Source organism: Lysobacter sp. OAE881 (assembly GCF_040546665.1).
Taxonomy (GTDB): Bacteria; Pseudomonadota; Gammaproteobacteria; order Xanthomonadales; family Xanthomonadaceae; genus Lysobacter_J; species Lysobacter_J soli.
In genome coordinates, this window is sequence record NZ_JBEPOG010000001.1 from 125,599 (window position 1) to 142,524 (window position 16,926).

General features: G+C 69.3%; 16 protein-coding genes. 7 read left to right on the top strand and 9 right to left on the bottom strand.

Annotated elements, in window-relative coordinates:
• The first annotated feature begins 147 nt into the window (after positions 1-147).
• The 4 genes from ABIE51_RS00605 (at position 148) to ABIE51_RS00620 (ending at position 4,212) form a co-directional block, all read left to right on the top strand.
• Complete coding sequence (locus ABIE51_RS00605; RefSeq protein ID WP_192631849.1) at positions 148-1,122, top strand: LysR substrate-binding domain-containing protein; 975 nt, start codon at positions 148-150, stop codon at positions 1,120-1,122.
• Positions 1,123-1,205: 83 nt separating this feature from the next.
• Complete coding sequence (locus ABIE51_RS00610) at positions 1,206-2,057, top strand: class I SAM-dependent methyltransferase (RefSeq protein ID WP_192631850.1); 852 nt, start codon at positions 1,206-1,208, stop codon at positions 2,055-2,057.
• A gap of 80 nt (positions 2,058-2,137) precedes the next feature.
• A complete protein-coding gene (locus ABIE51_RS00615) occupies positions 2,138-2,671 on the top strand; it encodes a pseudouridine synthase (RefSeq protein ID WP_192631851.1) in 534 nt (177 codons plus the stop codon).
• A gap of 116 nt (positions 2,672-2,787) precedes the next feature.
• Positions 2,788-4,212: a nicotinate phosphoribosyltransferase gene (locus ABIE51_RS00620; protein WP_192631852.1), complete on the top strand. Its 1,425-nt coding sequence runs from the start codon at positions 2,788-2,790 to the stop codon at positions 4,210-4,212.
• On the opposite strand, the gene ABIE51_RS00625 is transcribed toward ABIE51_RS00620, so the two are convergent.
• Positions 4,209-5,201, bottom strand: a complete 993-nt coding sequence (locus ABIE51_RS00625; protein ID WP_192631853.1) for a DMT family transporter — start codon at positions 5,199-5,201, stop codon at positions 4,209-4,211. The genes ABIE51_RS00620 and ABIE51_RS00625 overlap by 4 nt on opposite strands.
• A complete protein-coding gene (locus ABIE51_RS00630; protein ID WP_192631854.1) occupies positions 5,198-6,151 on the bottom strand; it encodes an aldo/keto reductase in 954 nt (317 codons plus the stop codon). Before ABIE51_RS00630 ends, ABIE51_RS00625 begins: the two co-directional genes overlap by 4 nt.
• A 232-nt stretch (positions 6,152-6,383) precedes the next feature.
• On the opposite strand from ABIE51_RS00630, the gene ABIE51_RS00635 reads away from it, so the two are divergent.
• Positions 6,384-7,493, top strand: coding sequence for a hybrid sensor histidine kinase/response regulator (locus ABIE51_RS00635; RefSeq protein ID WP_181902838.1), 1,110 nt, complete (start codon positions 6,384-6,386; stop codon positions 7,491-7,493).
• A gap of 91 nt (positions 7,494-7,584) precedes the next feature.
• Here the strand turns inward: ABIE51_RS00635 and ABIE51_RS00640 are convergent, their stop codons facing one another.
• Positions 7,585-7,992 carry a hypothetical protein gene (locus tag ABIE51_RS00640; RefSeq protein WP_192631855.1) on the bottom strand — a complete coding sequence of 136 codons (408 nt, stop codon included), beginning with the start codon at positions 7,990-7,992 and terminating at the stop codon, positions 7,585-7,587.
• A 133-nt stretch (positions 7,993-8,125) separates the two neighbouring features.
• Between ABIE51_RS00640 and ABIE51_RS00645 the strand changes: the two genes are divergently transcribed.
• Positions 8,126-8,791 carry a Fe2+-dependent dioxygenase gene (locus tag ABIE51_RS00645; protein ID WP_192631856.1) on the top strand — a complete coding sequence of 222 codons (666 nt, stop codon included), beginning with the start codon at positions 8,126-8,128 and terminating at the stop codon, positions 8,789-8,791.
• 543 nt (positions 8,792-9,334) lie between these two features.
• Here the strand turns inward: ABIE51_RS00645 and ABIE51_RS00650 are convergent.
• The 6 genes from ABIE51_RS00650 to hrpB form a co-directional block, all read right to left on the bottom strand.
• A complete protein-coding gene (locus ABIE51_RS00650) occupies positions 9,335-10,411 on the bottom strand; it encodes a saccharopine dehydrogenase family protein (RefSeq protein WP_354503093.1) in 1,077 nt (358 codons plus the stop codon).
• A gap of 34 nt (positions 10,412-10,445) precedes the next feature.
• Positions 10,446-11,342, bottom strand: coding sequence for an alpha/beta fold hydrolase (locus tag ABIE51_RS00655; protein WP_192631858.1), 897 nt, complete (start codon positions 11,340-11,342; stop codon positions 10,446-10,448).
• Complete coding sequence (locus ABIE51_RS00660; protein ID WP_181902837.1) at positions 11,342-11,479, bottom strand: hypothetical protein; 138 nt, start codon at positions 11,477-11,479, stop codon at positions 11,342-11,344. The genes ABIE51_RS00655 and ABIE51_RS00660 overlap by 1 nt, the downstream gene beginning before the upstream one ends.
• Before the next feature lie 115 nt (positions 11,480-11,594).
• Entirely contained in the window at positions 11,595-12,431 is an 837-nt protein-coding gene (locus ABIE51_RS00665; protein ID WP_192631859.1) for a helix-turn-helix transcriptional regulator, read from the bottom strand.
• A gap of 35 nt (positions 12,432-12,466) precedes the next feature.
• Entirely contained in the window at positions 12,467-13,459 is a 993-nt protein-coding gene (locus tag ABIE51_RS00670) for a hypothetical protein (RefSeq protein WP_192631860.1), read from the bottom strand.
• 28 nt (positions 13,460-13,487) lie between these two features.
• Positions 13,488-15,977: an ATP-dependent helicase HrpB gene (hrpB, locus tag ABIE51_RS00675; protein WP_192631861.1), complete on the bottom strand. Its 2,490-nt coding sequence runs from the start codon at positions 15,975-15,977 to the stop codon at positions 13,488-13,490.
• Between the two features lie 131 nt (positions 15,978-16,108).
• Between hrpB and ABIE51_RS00680 the strand changes: the two genes are divergently transcribed.
• Positions 16,109-16,906, top strand: coding sequence for a TatD family hydrolase (locus ABIE51_RS00680; protein WP_354503100.1), 798 nt, complete (start codon positions 16,109-16,111; stop codon positions 16,904-16,906).
• Positions 16,907-16,926 lie beyond the last annotated feature (20 nt).

Consider the following 16,926-nt stretch of genomic DNA (forward strand, 5'->3'; position numbering starts at 1 on the left):
TGCTCCCGGTGTGCGGCGGCCTGCGTGGCGTGGACAACTTCCTTGAGTGCGTTGCAAGATACGCCCGCGCCGGAGCCCGAAAAAGCGACGGTTCTGCAAGCCAGTCTTGAATCCGGTTCAAGAGTCGCCGGGGCACGAGGAGGTCGAATGAGCCGTCCGCCGTTGCAGGCCCTGCTGGGTTTCATCGCCGCCGCGCGCGCCGGGAATCTCACCCGCGCGGCCGAGTCGATGCACCTCACCGTCAGCGCGCTGAGCCACCAGATACGCACCATCGAGGAACGCCTCGATCGCCGCCTGTTCGTGCGTGGCGCGCGGGGCGTGAAGCTCACCGAACACGGGCAGGCGCTGTACGACCGCATCGCGCCGCACCTGGAAGCGATCGAACTGGCGCTGGCGCCGCGCCGCGTGCGTCGCGACGACGCGCTTGCCGTGACGCTGATGCCCTCCTTCGCGTCGAGCTGGCTGGTGCCGCGCCTGCCGCGCTTCCTCTCCGCGCATCCGCAGCTGGAAATCAGCCTCCAGTCCAACATCGATCCCATCGACTTCTCGCGCGAAACCGCCATCGACGCCGGCATCCGCTTCGGCCCGGGCAAGTGGCCGGGCGTGGAAGCGGTGCACCTGTTCGACGACTGGATGACCCCTACGGCGAGCCCGGCGCTGATCGAGCGCCTCGGCCGGCCGACGCTGGCCACGCTCAGCCAGTTCCCGTTGCTGGGCGCGCCGGGCGGGCGCTGGAGCGAATGGTTCGCGAAGTTCGGCGGGAAGCCGCCGGAACGGTTCGTGGCGATCTTCGACGATTCGGAAAACCTGCATCGCGCCGCGGCCGAAGGCATGGGCATCGTGCTGGGACGCGTGACGCTCGCGCGGCCGCTGGTCGAAGCCGGGCACCTGGTCGAATTGTTCGACGAACGCCTGAAGACCGAATTCGCGCACTACCTCGTCTACCCCTCGCGCTCGCGCGACCACCGCGGGCTGGCGCGTTTCCGCGACTGGCTGCTGGAGGAAGCGGCGACGTACGCGGCCAGCGATGCGATGACGCCGCGACGCGGCGGGGCTCCGAAGAAGGCCCCCGCCAAGGCGCGCAAGCCGGCGCCCGCCAAAAGGACCCGTGCCGTCCGTTGATGGTGGCCGCCACGGGGTTGGGGGTAGTCTGGCCGCCCGTTCACCGGCCCCCGTCTGGAGCCGGCACCGTCATGGAGACCTGCATGAAACGCCTTCTGCTTGCCGCCCTGGTTCCCGCCCTGCTCGTCGCGCAAGGCCCCATCCTCGCGCAGTCCAAGACCAAGCCCACACCGAAGGCGACGTCGTCGGTCGCAGTCGAGTCGTCGCTGCAGGCCGCGGTCGACGCGCCGACGCGCGACGCGAAGAATCGCCTGCGCGATTCGTACCGCCACCCGGCGCAGACGCTCGCGTTCTTCGGCGTGAAGCCCACGCAGACCGTCGTCGAGATCACCCCCGGCGGCGGCTGGTACACCGAGATCCTCGCGCCGTACCTCAAGAACGGTGGGCAGTACGTCGCGGCGATGTACGACCCCGCGATCGCCGGCCAGCCGCAGTACCGCTACCGCCAGAGCGAGGCGATGACCAAGCGCCTGGCGGACACCGCCGTGTACGGCAACGCGAAGGTCCAGAACTTCGATCCGAAGGCGCCGAACTTCGGCGCCGCCGGCTCGGCCGATGTCGTGCTGACCTTCCGCAACGCGCACAACTGGGTCGACGACGGCACGGCCGACGCCTACTTCAAGGCGTTCTTCGACGTGCTCAAGCCGGGCGGCACGCTCGGCGTGGTCGACCATCGCGCCAAGCCCGGCACCGACCTGGAAAAGATGAAGACCTCCGGCTACCTCACCGAGGCGCTGGTGATCGAACTGGCGCAGAAGGCCGGCTTCAAGCTGCAGGAAAAGAGCGAGATCAACGCCAATCCGAAGGACACCGCCGATCATCCCAACGGCGTGTGGACGCTGCCGCCGACCAACCAGCACGACGCGAAGGACGACGCCAAGTACAAGGCGATCGGCGAGAGCGACCGGATGACGCTGCGGTTCGTGAAGCCCTGATGTGAAGGGTGGGGTCGGAGAGTGAGAAGTGAGGCAAGCGTGCTCACTCCTCGCTTCTCCACGCTCGCTCCTGCTCCACCATGCTCATCGCCCTCAACAAACCCTACGGCGTGCTGTGCCAGTTCACCGACCGCAGCACGCCGCCGCGGCGCACGCTCGCAGAGTTCGGGCTGCCGCCGGACGTGTACGCGGCGGGCCGGCTCGACCACGACAGCGAAGGCCTGCTGCTGCTCACCGACGACGGTGCGCTTGCGCACCGGCTGACCGATCCGCGCCACAAGGAGCCCAAGACGTACTGGGTGCAGGTCGAAGGCGAACCGTCGGATGCGCAGATCGAAGCCTTGCAACGCGGCGTCCTGCTCAACGACGGCCCGACGCGTCCGGCGAAGGTGCAACGCCTCGACGCGCCGGCGCTGTGGCCGCGCGATCCGCCGGTGCGGTTCCGCAAGACCGTGCCCGATGCGTGGCTCGAAATCACCATCAGCGAAGGTCGCAACCGCCAGGTTCGCCGCATGACCGCCGCGGTCGGGCTGCCGACGCTGCGGCTGGTGCGCGTGGCGATCGGATCGCATCGGCTCGACGACTTGGCGCCGGGGCAATGGCGCCAGCTGTAACCGCGATGCGCCGCCGTGACGGCGCCGGGTGCAGGATGCGCCGGCCGGCTTGAGCGCGATCAGACAGCGCGCGCCCACACGCGACAGCATCGCCGAACCGTCAAGACGGACCCACCATGGACTTCCTCGACAACCTCCTGCTGAACACCGACAGCTACAAGGCCAGCCACTGGCTGCAGTACCCGCCGGGCACGGACGCGACGTTCTTCTACGTCGAGTCGCGCGGCGGGCTGTACGACCGCACGGTGTTCTTCGGGCTGCAGTCGATCCTCAAGCAGACGCTTGCGCGTCGCGTCACGCACGACGACATCGACCAGGCGCGCGAGCTGTTCGCCGCGCACGGCGAGCCGTTCAACGAAGCCGGCTGGCGCGACATCGTCGAGCGCCACGGCGGTCGCCTGCCGCTGCGCATCCGCGCCGTGCCCGAAGGCACGGTCGTGCCGACGCAGCAGGCGCTGGTGACGATCGAATCGACCGACCCGCGCGCGTTCTGGGTGCCGTCGTACATCGAAACGCTGCTGCTGCGGCTGTGGTATCCGGTGACCGTCGCCACGGTGAGCTGGCATGCGAAGCAGACGATCCGCGGCTTCCTGGAACGCACCAGTGACGATCCGGAAGGCCAGTTGCCGTTCAAGCTGCACGACTTCGGCGCGCGCGGCGTGTCGAGTGCGGCGTCGGCGGCGATCGGCGGGCTGTCGCACCTGGTGAACTTCATGGGCACCGACACCGTCGCCGGCCTGCTCGCGGCGCGCGCGTGGTACCACGAGCCGATGGCGGCGTTCTCCATTCCCGCGGCCGAGCACAGCACGATCACCGCGTGGGGTCGCGAACGCGAAGTCGACGCCTATCGCAACATGCTGCGGCAGTTCGCCAGACCCGGCGCGATCGTCGCGGTGGTCTCCGACAGCTACGACATCTTCCGCGCCGTGTCCGAGCACTGGGGTCGCACGCTGCGCGAGGAGGTGATCGCCTCCGGCGCGACGGTGGTGATCCGGCCCGATTCGGGCGATCCGGTCGAGGTCGTCCACGAATGCCTGCGCCGGCTCGACGAGGCATTCGGCCACGTCGTCAACGGCAAGGGATTCCGCGTGCTCAACCACGTGCGCGTGATCCAGGGCGACGGCATCAACCCCGACAGCATCCGTGCGATCCTCGAACGCGCCACCGGCGCCAGTTATTCCGCCGACAACCTCACCTTCGGCATGGGCGGCGCGCTCTTGCAGCGCGTGGATCGCGATACGCAGAAGTTCGCGCTGAAGTGCTCCGCCGCGCGCGTGGACGGTCGCTGGATCGACGTCTACAAGGAACCGTTCACCGATCCCGGCAAGACCAGCAAGCGCGGTCGCATGACGCTGGCGCGGCATGTCGAATCGGGCGAATACCGCACGGTGGCGTTGCCCGACGGCGCGGTGTCGCTGGATGCGGCGAGCGCACCGGCCGGCTTCGAGGACGCGCTCGTCACCGTGTGGGAGGACGGCGAGCTGCTGCAGGACTGGACGCTCGCGCAGGTGCGCGAGCGCGCCAACGCCGCGCGGCTCTAGCGCGCGGCGGTTTTTCCGGGCTCGTCTTCATCCGGCGCGTTGTGCGCCGTTTCCGCCACCGGTACCGAGTTCGCGCCCGGCCGCGTGAGCAGCAGCACGCCGCCGAGGACGACCGCCGTGCCGACCAGTTGCACGGCGGTGATCGGCTCGCCCAGCAGCCACGCGCCGAGGAACACGAGCGACACCGGCCCCAGCACCGACATCTGCGCCGCCGTGCCGGCGCCCAGCCGCGCGACGGCGCCCATCGTGAAGGTCACCGGCAGGAAGGTGCAGAAGAACGCGTTGATCGCCGCCAGCCCGTAGACCGGCATCGGCAGTTCGAGCAGATGCGAGGGATCGCGCGCGATCAGGTAATGCGTGAGCGTCGCCGCGGTCGAGATCGTCATCGCATACGCCACCAGCCGCAGCGAGCCGATGCGCTTTATGAGCTGGCCCGACATCGACAGGTACAGCGCGTAGCTCAGCGCCGCGCCCAGCACCAGCGCGCTGCCGAGCAGGATGTGCTCGCCCTGCACGCGCAGGTTCTCGACGAACACCAGCGACACGCCGGCATAGCTCACCGCCAGCGCGACCCATTCGCGACGCGCGACGCGGCGCTTGAACGCGAACACGCCGATCAGCAGCACGAAGGTCGGGTTGAGGAACAGGATCAGCCGTTCCAGCGAGACCGGCACGTACTCCAGGCCCCAGAAGTCCAGCAGGCTCGACAGGTAATAGCCGAGCACGCCGAGGATGACGATCAGGCCGAAGTCGCGCCGCGTCATCGGCGCGCGTTCGGGACGGCGCGACTCGCGGATGCCCAGCGCGACGAACAGCGGCAGCGACAGCAGCATCCGCAGCGCGAGCACGTCGAGCGAATCCACGCCGTAGCGGTACTGGAATTTCGCCAGGATCGCCTTCGCCGAGAACAGGATCGCGCCGGTGGCGGCCATCGCCAGGCCGACGCGGCGCGCGGCCCGCGGGTGCGCGGTTGCAGTGGTCGCGCTCATTCCGCGCTCGCGTCGTCGAGCTGCTTCAGCTGCGCCGCGCCCAGCGACAGGCGCGCCGCGGCGAGCAGTTCGTGGAGCTGTTCGACGGACGTCGCGCTGGCGATCGGGGCGGCGATCGTCGGCTGCGCCATCAGCCAGGCGAGCGCGACCTGCGCAGGTGTGGCGCACAGGTCGGCGGCGACATCGTCCAGCGCCTGCACGATGCGCAGCCCGCGCGGATTGAGGTACTTGCCGATGGCGCCGGCGCGCGCGGCGCTTTTGCCGACGTCGGCCTCGCTGCGGTACTTGCCGGTGAGGAAACCACTGGCGAGCGCGTAGTACGGGATCACCGCGACCTCGCGCTCGCGCGCCAGCGGCTGGAGTTCGGCCTCGAAGCCGGCGCGGGCGTAGAGGTTGTACTCGGGCTGGAGCGTCTCGAAACGCGGCAGGCGGTCGCGTTCGCCAACGTCCAGCGCCTCGCGCAGGCGCGCGGCGGAGTAGTTCGAGGCGCCGATCGCGCGCACCTTGCCCTGCTCGATCAGCCGGGCGAACGCGCCCAGCGTGTCGGCCAGCGGCGTCGCCGGGTCGTCTTCGTGCGCCTGGTAGAGGTCGATGACGTCGGTCTGCAGGCGCCGCAGCGAGCCTTCCACGGCGGCCTGGATCGTCGCCGGCGCGAGTCCGCGGTGGCGTTCCCACTTCCCGACCTTGGTCGCCAGGGTCACGCGCGCGCGCTTGCCGCTGCGCTGGAACCACCGGCCCAGCAGCGTTTCGGACTCGCCGCCCGCGTTGCCCGGCACCCAGTACGAGTACGAATCGGCGGTATCGACCAGGTCGAAGCCGGCGTCGACGAAGGCGTCGAGCAGGGCGAAGGTCGCGGTCTCGTCGGCGCTCCAGCCGAAGACGTTGCCGCCCAGTGCGAACGGGGCGACACGCAGGCCGGATCGGCCGAGGGGTCGAAGGGACGGCGTCATGGGGGAGACTCGGCCGAGTAGGGGGTCACATGATGCGATGCGTTCTAGGCCGCAGGGGCAATCGACCTGTAGCGCGACGTTGCGGATCCTGCCTCTTTGCCGGATCGGCTCGGCGCCCAACCGCCTTCCGGGGGACATGATGTCGGCAATCGCCCGCCTTTCTGATACCGTTTGTCCCAATGAAACCGCGGCGCGAAGGGGGTCGACGCTGCCCCGGGGACAGGGACGCAGCATGGTCGTAGCCGCTGGCAATTCGGGCCGAATCCTGGTCGTCGACGACCAGAACGTGAACCTGCGCGTGGTCGGCACCCTGCTGGCCCGCCAGGGCTACGAAGTCGTGTCCGCCAGTTCCGGCGAGGAAGCGCTCCAGCGCTATCTCGAAAGCCCGCCGGACCTGATCCTGCTCGACATGATGATGCCCGGCATGGACGGCTTCGACGTCATCGCCGCCCTGCATGAGCTCGGTCCGCTGCAGGTGCCGGTGGTCTTCGTCACCGCCGCGCACGATCGCGACCTGCTGCTGCGCGCCTTCGACGCCGGCGTGGTCGATTACGTCACCAAGCCCTTCCTGCCCGAGGAACTGCTGGCGCGCGTCAACGCGCACGTCGGCCTGAAGCTCACGCGCGACCGCCTCGAACGCGTCGCGCGCGAGCGCGAGGAACTGGTCAACCTGGTCGCGCACGACCTGAAGAACCCGCTGAGCAGCGTGGTCTTCGCCGCCGAACTGCTGCGCAGCGGCCTGTGCAAGGCCGAGCGCATTCCGCGCTACCTCGAGATGATCCACGAGAGCGCCGACGACGCGCTCGGCTACATCCACCATTACCTGGAAAGCCAGTCCGACAAGCTCGCCGACGAAGACACCGGCGGCGGTCGCGCGGACCTGGCCGAAATCCTCGGCTGGCTGCACAAGCGCTACGAAATGCAGCTGGAAGCTCGCGGCATCCGCGCCGAGCTGCGCCTGCCGGAAACGGCCGCGCAGGTGAGCATCCACCCGCGCGTGCTGCGTCAGGTGGCGGAAAACCTCGTCACCAACGCGATGAAGTACGCGCCAGATTCCGAACTTCTGCTCACCGCGCGCGCAGGTGCGCCGGGCTACTGGCAGCTGGTCGTGGCCGATCGCGGCCCGGGCATTCCGCCGGATCGCGAGAAGGAGCTGTTCAAGCCGTTCGTGCGCCTGCACGACGATCCGCGTTACGACGGCCTGTCGAGCGGACTGGGCCTGTCGCTGGCCAAACGCATCGTCGCGCGCGCCGGCGGTCAGCTCTGGTACGAAGCACGCCGCAACGGCGGTGCGCGCTTCATCATCGAATTGCCGGAAGCGCCGACACCCGTGATGGCGTGATTTCGTGCCCGGCATTCCCGCGTTCGCGGGGATGACGTCTGCCCAACGTCAAACCCTCCCCGGATCGGGGAGGGTCGGGTCGTCTAACGGTTCAGTGCTCGACGCGCGACTGCTGGCGCGAGGACGCATTGCGGCGCGGCGTCGGCGCGCGACGGCCGGAGCCGCGACGGGCTTCAACGCGGCGCGAGCTGCCTTCGATCGCGTGCTCGTCCTGTTCTTCCTCGACCCGGCGGGCACGACGCTTGGCCGCGTACCAGAGCAGGCCGGCGCCCGCGACGGCGGCGGCGATGAGCACCGGGTTGCGGCGCACGAAGCCGCCCGCCACGCGCGCGCCGCCCTTCAGGGCGCCTAACTTCGCGCCGGCATCGAGCCACTGGCCGGCGCTGTGCGTCATCGCGGGAACCGAGTGGCGCAGGCTTTCGCCGGCGCTGCGGAGGTTGTCGCCGACCAGCGAGGCCAGGTCGAGCGCGCGTTCGGGGATCGAAGTCAGCTTCGTCATGATGTACAGCCCGTTTCGGAACGGGGTCCAGTGTCGGCAAGCCATCGTTGAAACAGCGTGATCGGGCGTGGAAGTTGCCCGCCCCCGGCTGAATGCCGATGATGGCCGCCACCACCGCCGAGCACGCATCGCCATGATCCGCATCCTGCCCAACGTGCTCTCCGCGGCCGAATTGCAGGCGGTACGCGAGCTGCTGCCGCAGGTGCGCTTCGCCGACGGCCGGATCACCAACCCCGACTCGACCATCAAGCAGAACCTGCAGGCGCCGCAGGAAGACCCGGCGAACCAGCGCATCGCGCTGATCGCGCGCGACGCGCTGATGCGGTTCGGCGAGCTGCGCGTGTTCGCGCAGCCGCGCACGATGGCGCGCACCACCGTGGTCCGCTACGAGCCCGGGATGAACTACGGCTGGCACGTGGACGAGGCGCTGTTCCCGTCGACGCCGCCGATCCGCAGCGACCTGTCGTGCACGGTGTTCCTCAACGATCCGTCCGAATACGACGGCGGCGAGCTGACCATCCAGCTCGGCGCGCAGGAGCTGGCGTACAAGCTCGAGCCCGGCAGCGCGATCCTGTATCCGTCCACGACGATCCACCGCGTCACGCCGGTGACGCGCGGCGTGCGCATCGCCGCGATCACCTGGCTGCAGAGCTGGGTCGCGGACAGCAACCAGCGCGAACTGCTGGTGCAGCTGGAGGAAGCCCGCGGCCTGGCCGCCACCGGGGGCGATCGGCAGCGCCTGCAGGTGCTGCTGGAGTCGCTGCGGACGAATCTGTTCCGGATGTGGGCGGATACGTAAAGGCGGCTCTGCCGTCATCCCGGCGAAAGCCGCGACCCAAGCCCATAGCGTCCGGGCACTCTCTGCACGGCGAACCACGTCGTCGTCATTCCAGCGAAAGCTGGAATCCATTTTGATTTTCGAAGCGACGTTTAAGCCCGAGCGAAGCAACAGCGCAGCGCTGTCTGGCATTCGTGGGTCATCGCTTCCGCTCCGTTGCCCCTCACCCCAGCCCCTCTCCCGAAGGGAGAGGGGCTAAACCCGTCATCCCGGCGAAGGGCGGGACCCAGGCCCACAACCTCCGGGCACTCCCTGCACGGCGAACCACGTCGTCGTCATTCCAGCGAAAGCTGGAATCCATTTCGATTTTCGAAGCGACGTTTAAGCCCAAGCGAAGCAACAGCGCAGCGCTGTCAGGCAATCGTCGGTCACCGCTTCCCCTTCGTTGCCCCTCACCCCAACCCCTCTCCCGATGGGAGAGGGGCTAAACCCGTCATCCCGGCGAAGGCCGGGATCCAGGCCCTCAACGTCCGGGACTCTCTGCACCGCTAACCACTTCAACCGTCATTCCAGCGAAAGCTGGAACCCATCGGCCACAGGCACGCGAGACGTCGCGAGCTCACTCGCGTCGGTTTCCTCGGCCAGCGTCAGAACGAAATGCTCCGGCGCCAGCGCACGCAGGAAGCCAACGGCATCGAACGCCTCACCCGCGGCCCACGCGCCCGCCTTCGTCACTTCGCCCGACAGCACGCGCTCCAGCGCTTCGACGATCAGCGGCGCCGTTACCGCGTAGATGTCGACACCCTGCGTCGTCGCACGACGCACGCGATCGCCGCGCTCGACACGGACATCGAGGACGAACCGCTGCGACGACCGCCCACGTTCGTCCGCCGCAACGGGCGGCGGCGTGGCGGGGTCGCGCAGGTCGCGCAACGGCGCCAGGTTCATGTACGAACGCACGCGTTCGCTGTGCAGGTGGCGCGCGATGGCGACGATCTCCGACAAGGTCAGCATCACCGCTTCCTGCGTGCCGAACGGTGCAGGAAAGTCCCAGTCGCGCGTCGGCGCGGGGTCGGGCAGCGAATGAAGTTCGCCGCCCTCCACGATCCAGCGCACGGCTCGGTTGCGCTCGCCGGTGATGCGCGTGCCGCGCGTGGGATGCCAGCCGTCCAGGCCAACGGCGATATCGATTGCTTCCGCGTCGTGCCAGTCGTCCATCGCCGCGGTGGCGAGCAGATCCGCGAACGCGCCGTAGAACGCGATCGACGGCATCGCAATGATCCCGGCCGCCTTCGCCCGCGCGTCCTGTTCGAACACGTGCACGGCGGCGCCCTGCTCGGCGCTGGTGTCGAGGTAATGCACACCGTTGCGAATCGCGGCGTCGAGCAGCGGGCCGGCGGTATCGAGGAACGGCCCGGCCGCGTTGATCACCGCGCAGGCGCCGCGCAACGCCGTGTCCAGCGCGGCGGCATCGTCGATGGCGGCGACGTGGCACAGCAGACCCGCGTGCTGGCGGGCCATCTCCGCCAGCTTCACCACGTCGCGGCCGCACAGCACCGGCGTGCGGCCGCGACGCAGCAGTTCGGCCACGATGAAGCGGCCGGTGAGACCCGTGGCGCCGTACACGACGACGGGGCGCACTCGTACCGGAGTTGCGAAGTTCCATCGTGACGTCCTATGCCGTTGCGTTGTCGCGCGTGCGTGTCACCGACGCGAGCGTTGCCTCGAGATGCGCGCGCAGTTCGTGGTTGAAGTCATCCGGCCGTTCTTCCGGAAAGAAGATGCGAGCGCCCTCGAACTCCACGCGCCGCGTCGTGCCCGGGATCGCCTTCTGCAACCAGTGCGACCACTCCACCGGGAAGTAGATGTCGTCCGTCCCCCACGCGATCAGCGTCGGCACCTGCAACGTGCGCAGGCCGTCCTCGATCGCCAGCGTGTGACGGCAGTCGAACGCGTTGACGAAGGCTTCCAGCTGCTTCAGCCGTCGCGTGTCGCGGGCGAAGGGTTGCAGGTACGAATCGATGGTCGCGTCGGACACGGCCTGCGGACGTTCGTACGCCGGTGCGAGCGCTGCGCGGTACACCGACTTGTCGCCGGCCATCGCCTGGATCGTGCCGGGCAGTCCGCCGTCGGCCACCATCGCCACGAACGGTGCGAACGCCTCTGGCGGCCAGTTGTCGTGTGCGTCGCAATTGGTCAGGGTGAGACTGCGCAGCCGCTGCGGATAGAGCGCGGCGAAGATCTGGCAGATGCCGCCACCGCTGTCGTTGCCGACCAGGTCGACGCGATCGATGCCCAGCGCGTCGAGGAACTGCGCCAGCATGTGCGCGTTGGCCGTGACCGACACGTCCTGTCCGTCGGCGGCATCGGTGTGGCCGTGCGCGAGCAGGTCCACCGCGATGCAGCGGCGCACATCGGACAGCGCCTCCAGCTGATGCCGCCACAGGTAGCCGTTGAGCAGCACGCCATGCACGAACAGGGCAACCGGCCCGGTGCCGCGCTCGACATAGCCGATCGTGCCGGACGACGTGCGCACCGTCCGGCGCGCGGCGAAGAAGGTGGCGGCGTCCATCACGCGCTCCGCTCGGCTTCGCGGAGCTTCTGCGCGCATTCCTCGCAGCAGGCCTCGACGGTCCGCCCGCCGATGGTCACCTCGACGCGGTTTTCGTCCAGCGGGTAATCGCAGACGGCACAGGTGTTCTCGCTCATGACACGCTCCATTGGGAGCCCGGCGATTCCGGGCAGGGCCATTGGAAGATCCGGGCGAAAGCGGCGCTGTCGGAATCTTTAGCGATCGCGCGTCGAGCGACGCGGGACCGACGTGTCAGGCGCTCTTGACCTGCGCCGCGGCGCGGAACGCCGTCGGCGTGCGGCCGTAGGCCTGCTTGAACGCAGCGCTGAAATGGCTGTGGCTGGAAAACCCCAGATCCTGCGCCAGCGCCGACATGTCCTCGGCCTGCCCCAGCCGGTCGAGCGCGCGCGCCAGGCGCAGCCGCAGGTGGTAGCGATGCAGCGGAATGCCTTCGACCTGCGCAAAGGCCTGCGTCAGGTACACCGGCGAACCGCCGATGTGCTCGGCGATCTCGGCGAGTTTCCACTGACGGCCGAGATCGCTCGCGAGCAGCACCTTCACCCGATCGACCAGTCGCCTCCGGCCTTGCGTCGCCGTGGTTTCATGCGTGGTGCGCGGCCCGAGGCTGCGGGAGATCAATGTTACGGCGAGCACTTCGGCTTCCAGCAGCTCGATGCCGCCGTGACGCAGGCTGTGGCGCAGCATCGCGACCAGCGCCTGCGCGCGCGGATCGATGCGCAGCGATTGCAGGCGGTACGTGAGGTCATCGCTACGCTCGAGCAGCTCGCGCGGCGAGAGCTCGCGCAGCAGGCCCGGCGATACGGCGAGCACGAGGCTCGCATCGCCGCCGTCGACCGGATGGCTCACCTGGTAGCCCTGCCCCGCGTTGAAGAACAGCACGTGGTTGGCGTCGGCGACGGACTGGTCCTGGCCGACGTGGCGCGCGTACAGCCCGCGATACGGGAACACCAGGTGCGTGTTGGCCGCGCATTCCTCCGCGCTGCGATGCCTGCACGTGCCGGCGCAGAACACGTCGCGCACCTTGACGGTGCCGGTATCGAGCAGCGTATGGACGGAGAACTCCGACATGGGCGGAGCTTAGCGCGAAGCGCGTCTTGGAGCCGTCAGGTGGCGGCGATCGAGGCGACCCAGGCTTCGGCATCGGCGATGTCCGCGCCGAAGCTCTGCATCGACAGCGCGAGGTCGTGCGCGCGGTCGTCGCGTCCGTAGCCGTGCGATTGCGCCTTCGAATAGCGGCCCCATGCGGGCGAGGCGACCGCTTCATCCAGGCGCGCGGGATCCAGCTCGAAGTGCGTGGCAACGCGATGCAGCTCGCGCGCGGGTTCGTCGAGCAGCGATTCGAAATCGACGCGAATCACGCGCTCGCCGTGGCGTCCCTTGTCGAGCGCGTCGAAGCGCATCTGCTCGGCGAGCCATCCGAGCGCACATTGGCGATGCAGCGGAATCTGGTGCAGCGACAGATGCGTCGCGACGCCGTGCTGGTGCAGGTAACGCAGGCGTTCGCCGGCGGCGCTCGCGGCATCGAAGACGGAGTTGGGCGATTTCAGCAGCGTGGCGAGGTACGGCCGCAGCGGCATGTCGATCAGCACCGCACGCATGCGCGGCTGTTGCGCCACCAACGGCGCGATCAGGCCGTTGCAGCTGCTGGTCGCCTTCACCACGCTGCGCGAATGCGGCGGCAGCGCGAGCGACCAGCGCGCCCACAGCGCGCGCAGCGTGTCTTCCGCTTCGTCCGGTGAAAGGCGGGAAATCGCCTCGTCGAGCATCGGCCACGCATCGGCGAGCGTGCGCAGCGGCAGCGGCTCGCGCAGGCCCTGCACCTCGGGCCAGGTGTCGATCAACCGGCTGAGCAGCGTCGAGCCGCAGTGGCCGATGTGGAAGATCGCGTGCGCCGCTGCTGCCTCGTCGGAAACGCGCGACAGCAGCGATTCGAGCGGTGCCCAGCCGCCTTCGGCATTCGACGGCACCGCGCGGTCGTCGAGGAACGCCGCCTCGCGCCGCTGCGCCTCATCCAGTCGCAACCACAGCACGCGACGACCGACGAGGTCGAGCTTGAAGGGCAGGAAGTCGGGGCTGTCGATCGCGGCGGTGGTCATGGGGCGAGTTTAGCGGGGCTTTGGCCGCTCACCTGACGCGCGGCTTCGCCCGGTGCGTCGCCGTCGCGCTCCACGGATCGTCCGGCCACGGATGCTTGGGGTAGCGGCCCTTCATTTCCTTCTTCACTTCTGGATACGTGCGATCCCAGAAGCCCTTCAGGTCCTGCGTGATCTGCAGCGGCTTCCCGCCGGGCGACAGCAGATGCAGCGTGAGCGGCACGCGGCCGTCGGCGATGCGCGGTGTATCGGCCAGGCCGAACAGTTCCTGCAACTTCACCGCCAATATAGGGGCGATCGGCGCATCGGCCTCGTCGTCGTACGCGTATTCGATTCCGCGCTCCATGCCGGAGGGCACGACGATCCGCGTCGGCGCCAGCGCATCGATCTTCTGCCGCAGCGCCCACGGGGTGGTGGACTTGAGCGCGTCGCCGAAGGCCTGCTCGTCGAGCGCGTCCAGCCGCGTCTTGCCCGTGAGCGCGGGTTTGAGCCACTCGTCCAGCGAGTCCAGCAGTGCGGCGTCGGAGAGATCGGGCAGTCCGTCCAGCTCCGGCATCCATGCGCGCAGGCAGCGCACGCGATCTCGCCACTGGCGCTGCGACGGCGTCCACGGCAGCGCGCGCAGGCCGAGCTGGCGCACGGCATCGACGAGCGCGTCGGCATAGCGGGCGGGATCGGGTTTCGCGAGCGGTTTGCTTTCGATGACGATGCGGTCGAAGCGCGTTTCGCGCACGGCCGCGATGCCGCGCGTGTTCGCGTCCCACACCACGCGGTCCTCGGTGACGAAGCGTTGCGGGAAGTCCTCGCGCAGGCGCGCCTCGTCGAGCGGCGCGGCGCGCAGCACGCGCGCATCCCGGGCCTCGTCCCGCAGTTCGCTCACCACGATCCAGCGCTCGCCGTAGAGCGTGGAGTCATCGAACAGCTTCACGCTGCGCCCGTTGGCGAGCTGGTAGCGATACGGATCGGAGGGATGCTGGCGCGCGATGCGGTCAGGGAAGGCGTGCAGCAGCACGTCGCCAAGCTGATGCGATGGCGCATCCGGCGGCGGCGCGGCGTCGAGGCGCAGGCGACGGCGCCATTGCTTCGCCGCCTGGTCGAGCGCGGCGAGCGAGGAACGCGATGCATCGGGCGCGACGCGGCCCGCGCGGAAAGCCGCGAGCGCCTGCCAGCGTTCGGCGACCGAATCGCTGCGCGAGCGCAGCGGATCGCGCGCTTCGATCAGCGCGGCGAGATCGCAGGCGAGCGCCTGTTCGCGCGCATCCTTCGGCGCGAGCAGCATCGCCGCCAGTCGCGGGTGCGTTCCCAGCGCGAGCATGCGCCGGCCCAGCGGCGTGATCGAACCGCCGTCGAGCGCCCCGAGCCGGTGCAGCAGTTCGCGCGCCGCCGCGAGCGCGCCGGGCGGCGGTGCATCGACGAAACGCAGGTCGGCGTCGCCCCACGCGGCGAGTTCGAGCGCGAGGCCGGCCAGTTCCACCTGCGCCAGTTCGGGGCGACGCTGCGGTTCGAGTCGCTGCGATTCGGGCCACAGCCGGTACGCCCAGCCCTCGGCCACGCGCCCCGCGCGGCCGGCGCGCTGGTCGGCGGACGCCTGCGCGATGTTCACCACATCCAGCCGCGCGAAGCCGCTGTTGGGGTCGTAGCGCGGTTCGCGCGCGAGCCCCGAGTCGACCACCACGCGCACGCCGGGCAGCGTCACGCTGGATTCGGCGACGTTGGTGGCGAGCACCACGCGACGCCGGCCCTCGGGATCGGGCTGCAGCACGCGCGTCTGCGCCTCGACGGGAAGCTCGCCGTGCAACGTGAGCACGTCGGCGTCGGCCATCGAGGCGAGCAGCGAGTCGACACGCGCGATTTCGCGCTGCCCCGGCAGGAACACGAGCACGTCGCCGGGATGCTGCGCCAAGGCGTGTTCGACGGCGCGACGCGTCTGGTGCTCGGGCGCTTCGTCGCGACGCGCGGCGAAGTGGGCAATCGAAACCGGATAACTGCGGCCGGCGCTGCTCAGCCGCGGCGCGTCGAGGAACGCCGCCAGCCGTTCGCCATCCAGCGTCGCCGACATGACGACGATGCGCAGGTCCTCGCGCAGGCCGGCCTGCACGTCGAGCGCGAGCGCCAAGCCGAGGTCGGCCGACAGATGGCGCTCGTGGAATTCGTCGAACAGCAGGGCGCCGACGCTTTCGAGCATCGGGTCGTCCTGCAGCATGCGCGTGAGGATGCCTTCGGTGACGACCTCGATGCGCGTCTGCGCGGACACGCGGTTCTCGAAACGGATGCGATAACCCACCGTGCCGCCGACGTCCTCCCCGCGCTGGCGCGCCATGAAGTGCGCCGCCGCGCGCGCAGCCACGCGACGCGGCTCGAGCATCACGATCTTGCGGCCCGCGAGCCACGGCGCGTCCAGCAGCGCCGGCGGCACCTGCGTGGTCTTGCCGGCGCCGGGCGGCGCTTCGAGCACGAGGCGGGGATGGTCGGCCAGGCTGGCGCGGATCTGCGGCAGCAGGGGGTCGATGGGGAAGGTCACAAGCCGTGATTCGTGATGGGTGATTCGTGATTGGACAAAGCATAGCCGCCGCAGCGGTTACGATGCCTGCTGTCCGGCCGCCAGCAGAACGCGGGGCGCCATCGAATCACGAATCACGAATCACCAATCACGTGCAACCGCTCATCGACATCGGCGCCAACCTCACCCACGACTCCTTCGACCACGACCGCGACGCCGTGCTCGCCCGCGCGCGCGAGGCCGGCGTGGTGCAGATGGTCATCACCGGCGCCAGCCGCGAGCATTCGCCGCTCGCGCTGAAACTGGCGAAGCAGCATCCGGGCGAACTGTTCGCGACCGCGGGCGTACATCCGCATCACGCCCGCGAATACACGGCCGAGTGCGACGCCGAGATGCGCGAGCTGCACACGCATGCCGAAGTGGTCGCTGTCGGCGAGTGCGGGCTCGACTATTTCCGCGATTTCTCGCCGCGCCCGGCGCAGCGGCGTGCGTTCGAGATGCAGCTCCAGATCGCCGCCGAGACGCACAAGCCGCTGTTCCTGCACCAGCGCGACGCGCATGCGGATTTCATGTCGATGATGCGCAACTTCGACGGCCGCCTTGGCCCGGCCGTGGTGCACTGCTTCACCGGAACGCGCGAGGAGATGTTCGATTACCTCGATCGCGACTGGCACATCGGCATCACCGGCTGGCTGTGCGACGAGCGGCGCGGCCAGCACCTGCGCGAGCTGGTGCGGCACATTCCGGCCAACCGGCTGATGATCGAGACCGACGCGCCGTACCTGCTGCCGCGCACGATCAAGCCGGCGCCGTCGCACCGACGCAACGAGCCGATGTTCCTGGCGCACATCGTCGAGGAGCTGGCGCGCGATCGCGGCGAGGACGTGGCGACGGCCGCGGCGCTGACCACCGCCACGGCCCGGGCGTTCTTCCGCCTGCCGGAGCGCTGAAACGTCGGTCGGGCGCGGTA